Origin of the sequence: Streptomyces sp. NPDC060366, from assembly GCF_042725135.1 — a bacterium.
GTDB lineage: Bacteria > Actinomycetota > Actinomycetes > Streptomycetales > Streptomycetaceae > Streptomyces.
Map to the genome: position 1 here is coordinate 81439 of NZ_JBHXDC010000020.1, position 14032 is coordinate 95470.

A 14032-nucleotide genomic window follows, 5' to 3' on the forward strand; every position below is an offset into this window, starting at 1 on the left:
CATGAGCAAGACAGAGACGACAGCCTCCGACGGCGGCGCGACCGAGACCGCGGAGAACGCCCGGGCCACTGAGGCCACCGAGGCGCCCGAGACCTCCGAGGCATCCCTCACACCCGAGGCGCGCGAAGCCCGCGAACTCGGCGCCGCCGGATCGCAGCTCTCCACGGCCCCCCGCGAGGAGTCCGCCGTCGGCGGCCCCAGCCTCGGCCCGATCGGCTGGATCCGCTGGTTCTGGCGTCAGCTCACCTCGATGCGCGTCGCGCTGATCCTGCTCTTCATGCTGTCGCTCGCCGCCATCCCCGGCTCGCTCATCCCGCAGAACAGCGTCGACGAGCTCAAGGTCCAGACGTTCCAGGAGAAGCACGAGACGGTCACGCCGATCTACGACAAGCTCCAACTTTTCGACGTCTACAGCTCGGTGTGGTTCTCGGCGATCTACCTCCTGCTCTTCATCTCCCTCATCGGCTGCATCGTCCCGCGCACCTGGCAGTTCGTCGGTCAGCTGCGCGGCCGTCCGCCGGGCGCCCCCAAGCGGCTCAACAGGCTCCCCGCGTACACGACATGGCGTACGACCGCCGAGCCGGCGGAGGCCCGCGAGGCCGCGCTCACGATGCTCAAGCGGCGGCGCTTCCGCGCGCACACCGTCGGGGACGCGGTCGCCGCCGAGAAGGGCTACCTCCGCGAGACCGGCAATCTGCTCTTCCACATCGCGCTGATCGTGATGCTGGTCGCCTTCGCCACCGGACAGCTCTTCAAGTCCGAGGGCGGCAAGCTGATCATGGAGGGCGACGGGTTCTCCAACACCCTCACGCAGTACGACGACTTCAAGTCCGGCTCGATGTACGACACGGACGACCTGGAGCCGTTCAGCTTCAACCTCGACAAGTTCGTCGGGACCTTCGAGCGCAACGGACCACAGGTCGGCACGGCCCGTGAGTTCGAGGCCCACGTCAGCTACTCGACGGACGCTGGCGGCAGCGAGCGCAAGGCGGTCATCGAGGTCAACGAACCGCTGGAGGTCAACGGTTCGAAGGTCTATCTGATCGGCCACGGTTACGCCCCCGTCATCACCGTCCGGGACGGCGCCGGCAAGGTGGTCTTCAAGGGCGCGACGCCGCTCCTGCCGATCGACAACAACATCACGTCGACCGGTGCGATCAAGGTGATGGACGGCTATCGGGACAAGGACGGCAAGAAGCAGCAACTCGGCTTCAACGCCTTCTTCGTGCCGACGTTCGCGGGCAAGGGCAACGGCAACATGTTCTCCCAGTTCCCCGAACTGGACTTTCCCGTGCTGGCGCTCACCGGCTACAAGGGCAGCCTCGGCGTCGACTCCGGTCTGCCGCAGAACGTGTACCAGCTCGACACCAGCAAGATGAAGCAGTTCAAGGACGCCGACGGCAACAAGCTCGCGGCGCGGCTGCTGCCCGGCGAGACGATGAAGCTGCCGGACGGCGCCGGATCGGTGACCTTCGAGAAGGACATCAAGGAGTGGGCGACCTTCCAGGTCTCGCAGCAGCCCGGCAACGGGCTCGCCCTCACCGGCGCGATCGGGGCCGTCCTCGGACTCATCGGCTCGCTCTTCATCCAGCGCCGGCGGATCTGGGTCCGCGCGGTGCGTGGCGCCGACGGGGTCACCGTCGTGGAGATGGCCGGCCTCGGGCGCAGCGAGTCGGCGAAGCTCCCCGAGGAGCTGGGTGATCTGGCTCTGACGCTCAACGCCGAGGCGCCGACGGCGCCCGAGCCTGAACGAGAGCCCGAGTCCGAAGAAGAAGCGAGAGAAGCCGCGGAAGACACGTCCGTCGCCGCCACCGCCACCACTACCGGAGAGCCTGTCGAAGGGGCTGAGAAGTGATCCTCGCCGCCACCACCAACGAGAGCCTGGCGAACACCGCCAACGTGCTGGTCTATTCGTCCATGGCCGTCTACACCCTGGCCTTCTTCGCCCATATCGTCGAGTGGGTCGCGGGCAGCCGCAGCAAGGTGGGCCGTACCGCCGCCGCCCTGACCGGCGCCGGCCGGGCGGCCTCCGCCACGGTCGAGGTGCGCACGGCGGAGCAGGAGAAGGGCGGCGGCACCGCCGTCCTGGACCGCCCGAAGGTCATCACGCGCTCGGCGGCCGGGCGGCGTGACGTGCCCGACGGCCCCGGCGCCGCGGGCGGCACCGAGAAGGGCGATCTGTACGGGCGTATCGCCGTCGCGCTGACCGCGCTCGGCTTCCTGATCGAGGCGGCGGGTGTCGTCAGCCGCGCGATGGCCGTCCAGCGCGCCCCGTGGGGCAACATGTACGAGTTCTCCACCACCTTCTCCACGGTGGCGGTCGGCTCCTACCTCGCCTTCCTCCTGGCGAAGAAGAACATCCGCTGGATCGGACTGCCGCTGGTCACCACGGTGCTGCTCAACCTGGGCGTCGCGACGACCGTGCTCTACACCGACAGCGACCAACTCGTCCCGGCCCTGCACTCGTACTGGCTCTGGATCCACGTCTCCACCGCGATCTTCTGCGGCGCGGTCTTCTATCTCGGCGCCGTGGGCACGGTCTTCTACCTGCTGCGTGACGCATACGAGTCCAAGGTCGCCCGTGGCGTCACCGTCGGCCGTGCGTGGTCCTCCGTCATGGAGCGGCTGCCGGCCGCCGCCACGCTCGACAAGTTCTCCTACCGCGTCAACGCCGCCGTCTTCCCGCTCTGGACCTTCACGATCATCGCGGGCGCGATCTGGGCCGGCGACGCCTGGGGCCGCTACTGGGGCTGGGACCCCAAGGAGGTCTGGTCCTTCATCACGTGGGTCGCCTACGCCGCTTATCTGCACGCGCGCGCCACGGCGGGCTGGAAGGGACGCAAGGCCGCGACGCTGGCCCTGGTCGCCTTCGGCTGCTGGCTGTTCAACTACTACGGCGTGAACATCTTCGTCACCGGAAAGCACTCCTACGCGGGCGTGTGACGGCGAACGACAACAGCGGCGCGCCCCCGGTGGTCCGGGGGCGCGCCGCTGTCGCAGGTGACGAGGCCCGACGTGGCCCGGCCCGCGGCCTCAGCTCGCTGGCGGGACGTCGTCGGCGCTGCCGCCCTTCTCGCGGCGCTCGATCTCGGCCTCACGGCGGCGCAGATCGGCCTCGCGCCGCTCCAACTCGGCCGCCGCGTCCGCGTCGGCGGCCGGCTTCGTCCCGTCCTTCGCGGCTTCCGCGGTGTCGTCCTTGCCGCCCGGGTCGCCTTTGCCGTTCTTCTCAAGGGACTTGAGGAAGTCGGGGTTGTCGTCGGGCGCGACCCACCCGCCGCGGCGGCCCGCCGAGCCCGTGCCGGCCGTGGGCTTCCTGCCCACGATCAGCCAGGCGATCGAGCCGACCAGCGGGAAGAGCAGCACCAGAATGGCCCAGATGGGCTTGGGAATGTGACGGATGTCCTTCTCGTCGGTGGTGATGCAGTCGATGAACGCGTAGATGCTGAGAGCCAGCGGCACCAGAATCATCAGCACCCGAAGCATGGCGGTCCCCCTGGGAGTGGAGATCGAGTACGGAGCGGTGGCCCCGGTTACAGGTCCAGGGTAGCGAGTAGCAGATACTGGATCGCATGGCTTACGACGATCTTCGCTCTCTGCTCCGGGCGCTGGAGCGCGACGGTGACCTCAAGCGCATCAAGGCCGAGGTCGATCCGCATCTGGAAGTCGGTGAGATCGTCGACCGGGTGAACAAGGCCGGCGGTCCCGCGCTTCTCTTCGAGAACGTCAAGGGCTCCGACATGCCTCTGGCGATGAACGTGTACGGGACGGACCGCCGGCTGCTCAAGGCGCTCGGGCTCAAGTCGTACACGGATATCAGCGACAAGATCGGCGGGCTGCTCAAGCCCGAACTGCCGCAGGGTTTCGTGGGTGTGCGCGAGGCGTTCGGGAAGCTCGGCACGATGACGCACGTGCCGCCGAAGAAGGTGAAGCCCGGCAGCGCACCCGTGCAGGAGGTCGTCCTCACCGGCGACGACGTCGATCTGGACCGGCTGCCCGCGCTCTTCACCTGGCCCGAGGACGGCGGATCCTTCTTCAACCTCGGTCTGACACACACCAAACACCCGGAGACCGGCGTCCGTAACCTCGGGCTCTACCGGCTCCAGCGCCACGACAAGCGCACCATCGGAATGCACTGGCAGATCCACAAGGACAGCGCCAACCACTACCAGGTCGCCGCCAAGCGCGGTGAACGGCTGCCCGTCGCGATCGCGTTCGGCTGTCCGCCCGCCGTGACGTACGCCTCCACCGCCCCGCTGCCCGGTGACATCGACGAGTACCTCTTCGCGGGCTTCGTGCAGGGCAAGCGGATCGAGATGGTCGACTGCCGTACGGTGCCGCTCCAGGTGCCGGCCAACGCCGAGGTCGTCATCGAAGGCTGGCTGGAGCCGGGCGAGATGCTGCCCGAGGGGCCGTTCGGCGACCACACCGGCTTCTACACGCCGCAGGAGCCGTTCCCCGCGCTGACCATCGACTGCGTGACGATGCGCAAGCGTCCGCTGCTCCAGTCGATCGTGGTCGGCAGGCCGCCGACGGAGGACGGTCCGCTGGGGCGTGCGACGGAACGGTTCTTCCTGCCGCTGCTCAAGATCATCGTGCCCGACATCGTGGACTACCACCTGCCGGAGTCGGGCGGCTTCCACAACTGCGCGATCATCTCGATCGACAAGAAGTACCCGAAGCACGCGCAGAAGGTGATGCACGCCATCTGGGGCGCGCACATGATGTCCCTCACCAAACTGATCGTGGTCGTCGACGCCGACTGCGACGTCCACAATCTGCACGAGGTGTCCTGGCGGGCGCTGGGCAACACCGACTACTCGCGTGACCTCACGGTCGTGGAGGGCCCGGTCGACCACCTCGACCACTCCTCGTACCAGCAGTTCTGGGGTGGCAAGGCCGGTATCGACGCGACGCGCAAACTCCCCGAGGAGGGGTACACGCGGGACGGCGGCTGGCCGGAGATGGTCGAGTCCGACCCGGAGACCGCGGACCGGGTGACGAAGCGCTGGAGGGAGTACGGCCTGTGAGCAGTGCCGCCGAGGGAGCCGACCGACTCGTCGGGCAGGGACGACAGGGCCGGCCCGGACCCGCGCCGTCCGGCAGCAGGACGCGGGCGTTCCTGCGGCTCGTGATGATCGAGCACTCGGTCTTCGCGCTGCCGTTCGCCTACATCGCCTCGCTGACGGCCATGTTCCAGCTCGACAAGAACATCCACTGGGGCCGGCTGCTGCTCGTCACGGTCGCGATGGTGGGCCTGCGGACCTTCGCGATGGCCTGCAACCGGATCATTGACCGCGAGATCGACGCCCGTAACCCCCGTACCGCGAACCGGGAGTTGGTGACCGGCGCGGTGTCGGTGCGCTCCGCGTGGACGGGCGCGCTCGTCGCACTCGTGGTGTTCCTGGGCGCCGCCGCCCTGCTGAACCCGCTCTGTCTGGTGCTCGCCCCCGTCGCCGTGGTCCCGATGGTCGTCTATCCGTACGGGAAGCGCTTCACGAACTTCCCGCACGCCATCCTCGGCCTCGCCCAGGCCATGGGCCCGGTCGGCGCCTGGATCGCCGTCACCGGCGAGTGGTCCTGGGACGCGGTGATCCTCGGTCTCGCCGTCGGCATCTGGATCGGCGGCTTCGACCTGATCTTCGGCAGCCAGGACGTCGAGGCGGACCGCGCGCACGGCGTGAAGTCCGTCCCGGCGCGCTTCGGCATCCCGGCCGCGCTGTACGGCGCACGGGTCTCGCACGCCGTGACCACGGCCCTGCTGGTCTGGTACGCGCTGGCCACCGACGCGGGGCTGTTCTTCTGGATCGGCCTGCTGATCGTGGCAGCCGCGTTCCTCTACGAGCACCAGGTCGTGAAGCCGAACGATCTGTCCCGTCTCAACCGGGCCTTCTTCACCGTGAACGGCTTCATCGGGATGGCGCTCTTCATCTGCGCGCTGCTCGACCTGCTCGTACGCGGTCTGACGGTCTGACGGGCCCGAGCAGCCCGAGAAGCCCCTGAACACAGGGCGGCCCGGCGGGTCAGGATATGAGCGCGCCCGCCGGGCGCTTGGGGCGGCGGAACATGAACGCCGCCAGCACGCCGCCCACCAGCCCGAAGAGATGGCCCTGCCAGCTCACGGACGGATTCGTCGGCAGCACGCCCCACAGCGCGGAGCCGTACATCACCAGGACCAGCAGACCCACCACGATGTCCACCGCGCTGCGATTCACGAAACCGCGGACCAGCAGATAGCCGAGCAGTCCGAAGACCACGCCCGAGGCACCCGCCGTCACCGAGTTGTCCGCGGCCGTGAGCCAGACGCCCAGCCCGCCGACCACCATGATCGTGAGGACCACGCGCAGGAAGCGGCCTATACCGCTGAGCGCCGCGAGGAAGCCGAGCACGAGCAGCGGCACGGCGTTCGACGCCAGGTGGTCGAAGCCGTGGTGCAGGAAGGCCATCGGGATGACGTCACGCAGCTCGCCCATGTCCCGCGGGCTCAGTCCGTACGTCCCCAGCGCGCCCGTCGAGGTGTCCACGGCCTCCAGGACCCAGAGCAGCGCGACCCAGCCCAGCATGAGACCGGCCGCCGCCTTGATACGGCGCACCGCGGTCCTGTCGATGGATGAATCCGGCATGTCGCCCCCCAACGGTTCTCGCGTTCCCACCCCTGGAACGCGCGAGGCACCGTCCCCGGTTCCTGCTTCCGGGCGCCGGATAGGGTCGGACGCGTGAAACCCGGATCGGACCACGAGGACCACGAGGACCGCGAGCACGAGCGGCGCGTCGAGCGGCCCACGGTGCGGCCCCGGCGGCCGTGGGTCGTCGGAGTCTCCGGCGCGTCGGGGACCCCGTACGCGGCGGCCGTGCTGCGCGGGCTGCTCGACGCCGGCGAGAGCGTCGATCTGATCGTCAGCCGCGCGTCCCGCCTCACGCTGCTCGACGAGACGGGGATCTCCTTCCGGGACGCGCACTGGCGTGACGATCTGCGGACATGGCTGGCCCGGGGCGCCGACGGGAAGCCGGAGACCTTCACCCCCGACGTGTCGGACGTACGGCACTGGGCCGCCGGTGATCTGGCGGCCGGGCCGTCCTCGGGGTCGTACCCGGTCAGGGGGATGCTGATCGTCCCCGCCTCCACCGCCTGTGTGGCGGGCGTCGCGCTCGGGCTGTCGAAGGACCTGCTGCAACGCGCGGCGAGCGTCACGCTCAAGGAGCGCCGCCGGCTGGTGGTCGCCGTCCGGGAGACCCCCTTGGGCGGACAGACCCTGAAGCATCTGGTGACCCTGGACGAGGCGGGCGCCGTGGTGCTGCCCGCGTCCCCGGGTTTCTACGCGGGGGCGACGCACATCCAGGACCTGGTGGACTTCGTCGCCGGGCGCGTGCTGGACGCGGCCGGGGTGCCGCACCTGCTCTACCGCCGCTGGGAAGGGGAACTCGGCGGCTCCCGTACGGGCCCCGAGCCGGGGCCGGACTCCGGAGCCCGCTAGTTCGAGTGGTCCCCTCACATCGCCGCACTGCCTTAGATTGCATACATCAACTTGCGAGATTGCTGAACAATGGAAGGCTTCAGGCATATGGACGCCGTGGATAGGCAGCTCATCCAGGCCCTCAGGGAGAACGGCAGAGCTTCGTACGCCGAACTCGGCCGGCTCGTCGGGCTCTCCGGGCCCAGCGTCACCGACCGCATCAACCGGCTGGAGGCCGCGGGCGTCATCATCGGCTACCGCGCCACCGTCGACTCGGCCTCGCTGGGCCTCGGTGTCACCGCGCTGATCGGCATCTCGCTCTCCGACGCCGCCGACCACGAGGACGTCGCGCACCGATTGCGTGGTCTGAGCGAGATCGAGGACTGCTGGTTCATCGCGGGCGACGACTCGTACATGCTCAAGGTCCGCGCCGGGGACGTCGACGGTCTGGAGAAGACGATCCGCCGCCTCGGCAGTACGAAGGGCGTCTCGCGGACCCGTACGACCATCGTGCTCTCCACCAAGTGGGAGAACCGGGTCGGCGAACTCCCCGACGAGGTGTAGGCGTACGGTTGGTGGCGTCTGATAACCGGGCGTTCGGCGGACATATGACACACACAGTGGGAGGCGCCGCATGACTGCATCTGTCATGGATGTGGGGCTCAAGCGCGAGTTGGAGGAGAAGGTCAGGGCCGGTGAGCGGCTGAGCCGCGAGGACGGGATCGCCCTCTACGAGTCGGACGATCTGGCCTGGCTCGGCGGTCTCGCGCACGAGGTGCGGACGCGCAAGAACGGTGACGTCGTCCACTTCAACGTCAACCGTCACCTCAACATGACGAACGTGTGCACCGCGTCGTGCGCGTACTGCTCGTTCCAGCGCAAGCCGGGCGAGAAGGACGCGTACACGATGCGCATCGAGGAGGCGGTCCGTCTCGCCACGGAGATGCGCGGCGAGAGCCTCACCGAGCTGCACATCGTCAACGGGCTCCACCCGACGCTCCCTTGGCGCTACTACCCGCGCTCGCTGAAGGCTCTCAAGGAGGCGCTGCCGGAGGTCTCGCTGAAGGCGTTCACGGCCACCGAGATTCATCACTTCGAGACGATCTCCGGGTTGACGGCCAGTGAGATCCTCGACGAGCTGATCGACGCCGGCCTCGAATCGCTGACGGGCGGTGGCGCCGAGATCTTCGACTGGGAGGTCAGGCAGCACATCGTCGACCACCGCACGCACTGGGAGGACTGGTCGCGCATCCACCGGCTCGCGCACGAGAAGGGTCTCAAGACCCCGTGCACGATGCTGTACGGCCACGTGGAGGAGCCCAGGCACCGGGTCGACCACGTACTGCGGCTGCGTGAACTCCAGGACGAGACCGGCGGTTTCCAGGTCTTCATCCCGCTGCGCTACCAGCACGACTTCGTGGACATGCAGGACGGCAAGGTCCGTAACCGCCTCCAGGCGCGTACGACGATGGCCACCGGCGCCGAGGCGCTGAAGACGTTCGCTGTTTCCCGGCTGCTGTTCGACAACGTCCCGCACGTCAAGGTCTTCTGGGTGATGCACGGCGTGCAGACCGCCCAACTCGCGCTCCAGCACGGCGCGGACGACATGGACGGCTCGGTCGTCGAGTACAAGATCACGCACGACGCGGACAACTACGGCACGCCTAACAAGCTCGGCCGTGAGGATCTGCTCGATCTGATCCGCGACGCCGGCTTCCGGCCCGTCGAGCGCAACACGCGCTACGAGATCATCCGGGAGTACCCGGGCCCCGACGCGGACCGTCGCGAGACGCCGCAGCCGATGCGGCTCTGAGTCCCCGGCACGTTCCCGCTGAGCGGCCCCAGCTCGTTGAGCTGGGGCTTCTCGCGTTCTGGGACGGGCTTGAGCGCCGGACGGGGTAATGGCTACAGTTGGCGAATGCCGCTTACATTCACCCTGGACCCGCCCGTCGACGCGGCCCTGCGCGACGGCATCCTCTCGCTCTGGACGGACGTCTCCGACGCGGGCGGCGCGGTCGGCTTCGTGCCGCCGGTGAATCCGGACGACGTACGGGCGGAGCTGGTCAGGCACTTCGTGTCGATGGCCGAGGGGCGGACCCGGCTGCTCGTCGGGCATGACAGTGACGGTGCGGGTGCCGTGGCGGCCACGGCCTTCCTCACGTACAACAACCACCAGCTGATGCGGCACTGGGTCTGGCTGTACACGGTGATGGTCCACCCGCGGCACCAGGGCAAGGGGTACGGCCGCGGCCTGATGCACGCGGCGGCCGACGCCGCCCGCGGCTTCGACGGCGTCGAGGCGATACGGCTCACCTGCCGGGGCGGTACGGGCGTGGACCGCTTCTACGCGTCGTGCGGCTACAAGGAGGTCGGGCGGGTGCCGGACGCGATACGGGTGGCGCCCGGCGACGACCGCGACGACATCACGATGCTGCTGCCGCTGCACTGAGCCAACCCCCTTATATGGGGCACCGGGCGGCGTGCTTCACTGGTCGCGTACGTCGCCACGAGGAGCACGAGGAGAGAGGGCCGCTGTGACCGCCGCCAGAACGAGCGCCACGATCCGCTACACCGCGATGCGCCTGGGCATCTTCGTCGGCAGCTTCGTGGTTGTCGCCGCCCTGGTCCAGTTCGGCGTGCTGCCCAAGGGCCTCGGAGAGTCCAACTTCGTCTGGGTGCTGCTGCTCGCGCTCGTCGTCTCCGCGCCGCTCAGCTTCATCCTGCTCCGCAAGCAGCGCGACGAGATGTCCGCGCAGCTCGTCGGCAAGGTCGACAGCGCGAAGGCCAAGCTCGAGGCGAACCGCGCGCAGGAGGACGGCGCGGTCCAGTAGGACCCCGACCTGTCCCATGCGACGCCCGCCCGCCCCGTACAACGCCGGCCTGTCCCGTATAAGCGCCGCGTAAGTTTCGTCACACCCGGATCTCGATCCAGCACGCCCCAGCCGCTTCCGGGCTGGGGCATCGGTGTTTCCGGGGCAGTTGGCGTACCGATACCTCAAAGCAGACCTTTGAGTATCCATAAGTCCCGGTGTTAATGTACTGGGCATGAAGACATCAGTGCGCCATCATGCCGCGAGCGTGCCGCTCGTGGCGCGCCTGCATGTCGACCTCTGCCGCTGCATGTCCGCGGTCTGTAGCGGCTCGCTCTGATCCGAGCCCGCTTCATGCGGCGGCGCCACTTCTGACGCACGGGCGCCGCACCCCCCAGTTCCACCCCCTCGTCCCCGTATCGCCGTATGCCCAACTGGAGTGTGTCCGTGTCCGCGAATTCCGAGCCCGCCACCACCGGCAAGGCCGACAAGGCCGACAAGCCGGCCGGTTCAGGCCCAGGTTTCTCCATACCCAAGGTCCCGTTCTGGGCCCAGATCGTCGCCGGTCTCGTCCTCGGCGTCCTGCTCGGCTGGCTCGCCCGCAGCCAGGACATCAACTGGCTCTACACCACGCTGGACAAGGTGGGCAGCATCTTCGTCCAGCTGCTGAAGCTGGCCGTCGCCCCGCTGGTCTTCTTCGCGATCCTGGTGTCGATCACCAATCTCCGCAAGGTCAACAACGCCGCCAGGCTGGCCTCGCGCACCCTGCTCTGGTTCATGATCACGTCGCTGATCGCCGTCGCCATCGGCATCCTGATCGGCCTGATCACCAACCCGGGCTCCGGCACCGGCCTCACCCCGAAGGACGGCGCCAAGCCGGAGGGTTCGGGCTCCTGGATCGACTTCCTCACCGGCATCGTGCCGACGGACGTGATCTCCCCGTTCACCGAGCTCAACGTCCTCCAGATCGTCTTCCTGGCCGCCGTCGCCGGTATCGCCGCGCTCAAGCTCGGTGACCGTGCCGCGCCGATCCTCGCGCTGAGCGAGTCGGTGCTCGAACTGCTCCAGAAGGCGCTGTGGTGGGTCATCCGCCTCGCCCCGATCGGCACCATCGGCCTCATCGGCTACGCCATCGCGGACTACGGCTGGGACCTGATCGGCGACTACGCGACGTTCACCGCCGACGTGTACATCGGCTGCGCCCTGGTCCTCTTCGGCGTCTACCCGCTGCTGCTCGCCACGGTCGCCAAGGTCAGCCCGCTCCAGTTCTTCAAGGGCGCCTGGCCCGCGATCCAGCTCGCCTTCGTCTCCCGCTCCTCGGTCGGCACGATGCCCGTCACCGTGCGGGTGACCGAGCGTCTCGGCGTGCCGAAGGAGTACACGAGCTTCGCCGTCCCGTTCGGCGCCACCACCAAGATGGACGGCTGCGCCGCGATCTACCCGGCGCTGGCGGCGATCTTCATCGCGGAGATCTTCAACGTCCAGCTCGGCATCCAGGACTACCTGCTGATCGCCTTCGTCTCGGTGGTCGGCTCGGCGGCCACGGCCGGCCTCACCGGCGCGACGGTCATGCTGACCCTGACCCTCTCCACGCTGGGTCTGCCGCTGGAGGGCGTGGGTCTGCTGATCGCCATCGACCCGATCCTGGACATGATGCGTACGGCGACGAACGTCGCGGGCCAGGCCCTGGTCCCGGTCATCGTCGCGTCCCGCGAGAAGATCCTGGACCACGACAAGTACAACTCGGCGTCGGCGTCCCCGATCGACGAGCCGGACGAGTCCAACGAGTCGGACGCGAACACCCGCGATTCCGCGGTCCCGGTCCCCGCGTGACGCGGTAGCCGATTCCCTTCACCACCTGACGGCGCCCCCGGCTTCTCGGCCGGGGGCGCCGTCGCGTCGTGCGGGCGCGGGCTCTGATCCGTAGTCTTGATCCGGTTCGGGGGCCGGGGTGGGAGGAAGACCAAGTGGGTTCGGTTGGCGCGGGGAAGAGTAAGCGGATGCCGCGCGAGGTGCGTGAGCGGGAGATGCTGGACGCCGCCGTGGCGACGTTCGGGCAGCGGGGCTATCGGGCCGCCTCGATGGACGAGATCGCCGAACTGGCCGGTGTCTCCAAGCCGTTGGTGTATCTGTATCTGAACTCCAAGGAGGAGCTGTTCACCGCGTGCATCCGCCGCGAGGCCGACGCGCTCCTCGCGGCCGTACGCGCCGGTGTCGTGGAGCCGGGGCTCGCGCCCGACGAGCAACTGTGGTCGGGGCTCACCGCGTTCTTCGCGCATACGGCGGAGAACCCCGACGCCTGGTCGGTGCTGCACCGGCAGGCCCGTACGCACGGGGAGCCCTTCGCCGCCGAAGTGACCCGGATGCGGGAGGAGTTGGTCTCCTTCGTGACGGGGCTGCTCCGGGAGGCGGCGCACGCGACCCCCGCCTCGCCCGATCTGGCCGACCTGGGCGACCGGGACGTCGTCGGAATCGCCCAGGCGCTCGTCGGCGCGGCCGAGGCACTGGCCGGATGGGCGAACGAGACACCGGACGTCTCGGCCAAGGAGGCCGCGTCGACGCTGATGAACTTCGCCTGGACCGGGCTGGGGAACCTCATGGCCGGCGAGCGCTGGCCCAAGTGACAGCCCTACGGGGTGTCAGCCGGAGTGAAGGACCCGGAAGCGACCGGGTACCGCCGGATCCCGGTCGACGACCTGGACCGGCGTCCAGGCCCACTGCCAGACGCTGATGCCCGGCGTACGGGAGAACTGGATCTGCCCACGGGTGCCCTCGACCGCGACGCGCGGCCAGGCATCCGCGACGCGGGCCCGGTCCGCGCCGTGAGCGCGCAGCACATCGGCGAGGACGGCGACCGCGTCGTAGCCCTCGAAGGCGACGAAGGAGGGCGCTTGGCCCAGCCGCTCGCGCAGGGCCGCGCCGACTCGTACGCCGAGTGGGGTGAGGCGCTCGGGCAGGTAGCGCAGGAACGGGATCGCGGCGCCGTCGTCGCCCAGCGCCGCCGCCCATCCGGCGAACTCCGGCTGCCCGGCCGGAGCGCCGATCAGGACGTCGGCGAGGCGCCGGTCGCGGCGGACGGACCGGACGATCGGCACCGCCGGATCCGGGTGGCCGACCAGGAGAAGGAGGGCAGTCGCGCCCTTGTCGACGAGTTCGTCGCACAGGGCGGCGGGGGTGAGCGCGCTCATGTCGAGTTCGGCGACTGTGCCGCCGCGCGCGGCGAGGTAGTCCCGCAGGACGCGGGTGCCGGACGCCCAGTAGACACTCGGCTGGGTCGCCACGGCGATTCGGCTGTGGCCCGCGCCCAGGAGGAAGTCCGCGTAGATCTGCCAGCCGTGGGACTGCGGCGGGGCGAGGCGCGCGACCCATCGCGTCGGCTGTTCGGTGAGCGCGTCGAGGACCGCCGACGAGCAGAGGAACGGCAGTCCGAGCGCGTCGGCCCTGGCGGCAGCGGTGCGGGCGACGACGCTGTGATACTCACCGACGACGGCGGCCACGCCCAGGCCGGCCAACTCGTCCACGGCCGCCGCGGCCTTCCGCGGATCAGCGGCGGTGTCCCGGACCACCAGCTCCAGTGGTCTTCCGGCGATCCCGCCGGCGTCATTGACCTCGCGAACGGCCAACTCGATTCCGGCGAGCAGGTGTTGGCCCGCCTCGACCCAGCCGGGCCGAGTGAGCGGGACGAGAGCGCCGATCCTGACGGACGAACCGTCGGTCCGCTCCGTTCCGGGCGACGGTGGTGGCGAGTTCATGCGTGGGCGTCTCCCGTGT

Annotated in this window: 14 protein-coding genes; 11 read left to right on the forward strand and 3 right to left on the reverse strand. The window is 69.1% G+C overall.

Translation table 11 applies throughout. From position 1 onward, the window contains the following. The first annotated feature begins 1 nt into the window (after position 1). Together ACFWHU_RS32830 and ccsB are read left to right on the forward strand one after the other, a co-directional pair. Positions 2–1855, forward strand: a complete 1854-nt coding sequence (locus ACFWHU_RS32830) for a cytochrome c biogenesis protein ResB (protein ID WP_387229428.1) — start codon at positions 2–4, stop codon at positions 1853–1855. Beyond that, positions 1852–2943: a c-type cytochrome biogenesis protein CcsB gene (ccsB, locus tag ACFWHU_RS32835; RefSeq protein ID WP_385801228.1), complete on the forward strand. Its 1092-nt coding sequence runs from the start codon at positions 1852–1854 to the stop codon at positions 2941–2943. The genes ACFWHU_RS32830 and ccsB overlap by 4 nt, the downstream gene beginning before the upstream one ends. Before the next feature lie 90 nt (positions 2944–3033). Here the strand turns inward: ccsB and ACFWHU_RS32840 are convergent, their stop codons facing one another. Continuing rightward, on the reverse strand, positions 3034–3483 hold the full coding sequence (locus tag ACFWHU_RS32840) for a PLD nuclease N-terminal domain-containing protein (RefSeq protein WP_385803614.1): 450 nt from the start codon (positions 3481–3483) through the stop codon (positions 3034–3036). Positions 3484–3569: 86 nt separating this feature from the next. Here ACFWHU_RS32840 and ACFWHU_RS32845 point away from each other — a divergent pair, with 86 nt between their 5' ends. Together ACFWHU_RS32845 and mqnP are read left to right on the forward strand one after the other, a co-directional pair. After that, complete coding sequence (locus ACFWHU_RS32845) at positions 3570–5027, forward strand: menaquinone biosynthesis decarboxylase (RefSeq protein ID WP_385803612.1); 1458 nt, start codon at positions 3570–3572, stop codon at positions 5025–5027. Then, on the forward strand, positions 5024–5971 hold the full coding sequence (gene mqnP / locus ACFWHU_RS32850) for a menaquinone biosynthesis prenyltransferase MqnP (protein ID WP_381795125.1): 948 nt from the start codon (positions 5024–5026) through the stop codon (positions 5969–5971). Before ACFWHU_RS32845 ends, mqnP begins: the two co-directional genes overlap by 4 nt. Positions 5972–6020: 49 nt before the next feature. Here mqnP and ACFWHU_RS32855 read toward each other — a convergent pair whose 3' ends face one another. Then, positions 6021–6620, reverse strand: coding sequence for a rhomboid family intramembrane serine protease (locus ACFWHU_RS32855; RefSeq protein ID WP_385803609.1), 600 nt, complete (start codon positions 6618–6620; stop codon positions 6021–6023). A gap of 162 nt (positions 6621–6782) precedes the next feature. Between ACFWHU_RS32855 and ACFWHU_RS32860 the strand changes: the two genes are divergently transcribed. The 7 genes from ACFWHU_RS32860 to ACFWHU_RS32890 all read left to right on the forward strand — a co-directional run bounded on the left by ACFWHU_RS32860 (position 6783) and on the right by ACFWHU_RS32890 (position 12885). Further along, complete coding sequence (locus ACFWHU_RS32860) at positions 6783–7472, forward strand: UbiX family flavin prenyltransferase (protein ID WP_387229478.1); 690 nt, start codon at positions 6783–6785, stop codon at positions 7470–7472. Positions 7473–7559: 87 nt separating this feature from the next. Then, entirely contained in the window at positions 7560–8015 is a 456-nt protein-coding gene (locus ACFWHU_RS32865) for an Lrp/AsnC family transcriptional regulator (protein WP_078075642.1), read from the forward strand. Between the two features lie 85 nt (positions 8016–8100). Beyond that, entirely contained in the window at positions 8101–9264 is a 1164-nt protein-coding gene (gene mqnE, locus ACFWHU_RS32870; RefSeq protein WP_385803620.1) for an aminofutalosine synthase MqnE, read from the forward strand. Positions 9265–9369: 105 nt separating this feature from the next. Further along, positions 9370–9900: a GNAT family N-acetyltransferase gene (locus tag ACFWHU_RS32875; RefSeq protein WP_385803606.1), complete on the forward strand. Its 531-nt coding sequence runs from the start codon at positions 9370–9372 to the stop codon at positions 9898–9900. Between the two features lie 85 nt (positions 9901–9985). After that, positions 9986–10282, forward strand: coding sequence for a DUF4229 domain-containing protein (locus ACFWHU_RS32880; RefSeq protein WP_385803604.1), 297 nt, complete (start codon positions 9986–9988; stop codon positions 10280–10282). Between the two features lie 426 nt (positions 10283–10708). After that, complete coding sequence (locus ACFWHU_RS32885) at positions 10709–12094, forward strand: dicarboxylate/amino acid:cation symporter (protein WP_385803602.1); 1386 nt, start codon at positions 10709–10711, stop codon at positions 12092–12094. 167 nt (positions 12095–12261) lie between these two features. After that, complete coding sequence (locus tag ACFWHU_RS32890; RefSeq protein WP_385803600.1) at positions 12262–12885, forward strand: TetR/AcrR family transcriptional regulator; 624 nt, start codon at positions 12262–12264, stop codon at positions 12883–12885. Positions 12886–12900: 15 nt separating this feature from the next. Here the strand turns inward: ACFWHU_RS32890 and ACFWHU_RS32895 are convergent, their stop codons facing one another. After that, positions 12901–14013: an ABC transporter substrate-binding protein gene (locus ACFWHU_RS32895; RefSeq protein ID WP_387229435.1), complete on the reverse strand. Its 1113-nt coding sequence runs from the start codon at positions 14011–14013 to the stop codon at positions 12901–12903. Positions 14014–14032 lie beyond the last annotated feature (19 nt).

Bases quoted from the DNA above. Each gene is read 5' to 3' on its own strand.
- ACFWHU_RS32830 (WP_387229428.1), top strand. From the start codon at position 2: ATGAGCAAGACAGAGACGACAGCCTCCGACGGCGGCGCGACCGAGACC.
- ACFWHU_RS32840 (WP_385803614.1), bottom strand. From the start codon at position 3,483: ATGCTTCGGGTGCTGATGATTCTGGTGCCGCTGGCTCTCAGCATCTAC.
- ACFWHU_RS32845 (WP_385803612.1), top strand. From the start codon at position 3,570: ATGGCTTACGACGATCTTCGCTCTCTGCTCCGGGCGCTGGAGCGCGAC.
- ACFWHU_RS32855 (WP_385803609.1), bottom strand. From the start codon at position 6,620: ATGCCGGATTCATCCATCGACAGGACCGCGGTGCGCCGTATCAAGGCG.
- ACFWHU_RS32865 (WP_078075642.1), top strand. From the start codon at position 7,560: ATGGACGCCGTGGATAGGCAGCTCATCCAGGCCCTCAGGGAGAACGGC.
- mqnE (WP_385803620.1), top strand. From the start codon at position 8,101: ATGGATGTGGGGCTCAAGCGCGAGTTGGAGGAGAAGGTCAGGGCCGGT.
- ACFWHU_RS32875 (WP_385803606.1), top strand. From the start codon at position 9,370: ATGCCGCTTACATTCACCCTGGACCCGCCCGTCGACGCGGCCCTGCGC.
- ACFWHU_RS32890 (WP_385803600.1), top strand. From the start codon at position 12,262: ATGCCGCGCGAGGTGCGTGAGCGGGAGATGCTGGACGCCGCCGTGGCG.
- ACFWHU_RS32895 (WP_387229435.1), bottom strand. From the start codon at position 14,013: ATGAACTCGCCACCACCGTCGCCCGGAACGGAGCGGACCGACGGTTCG.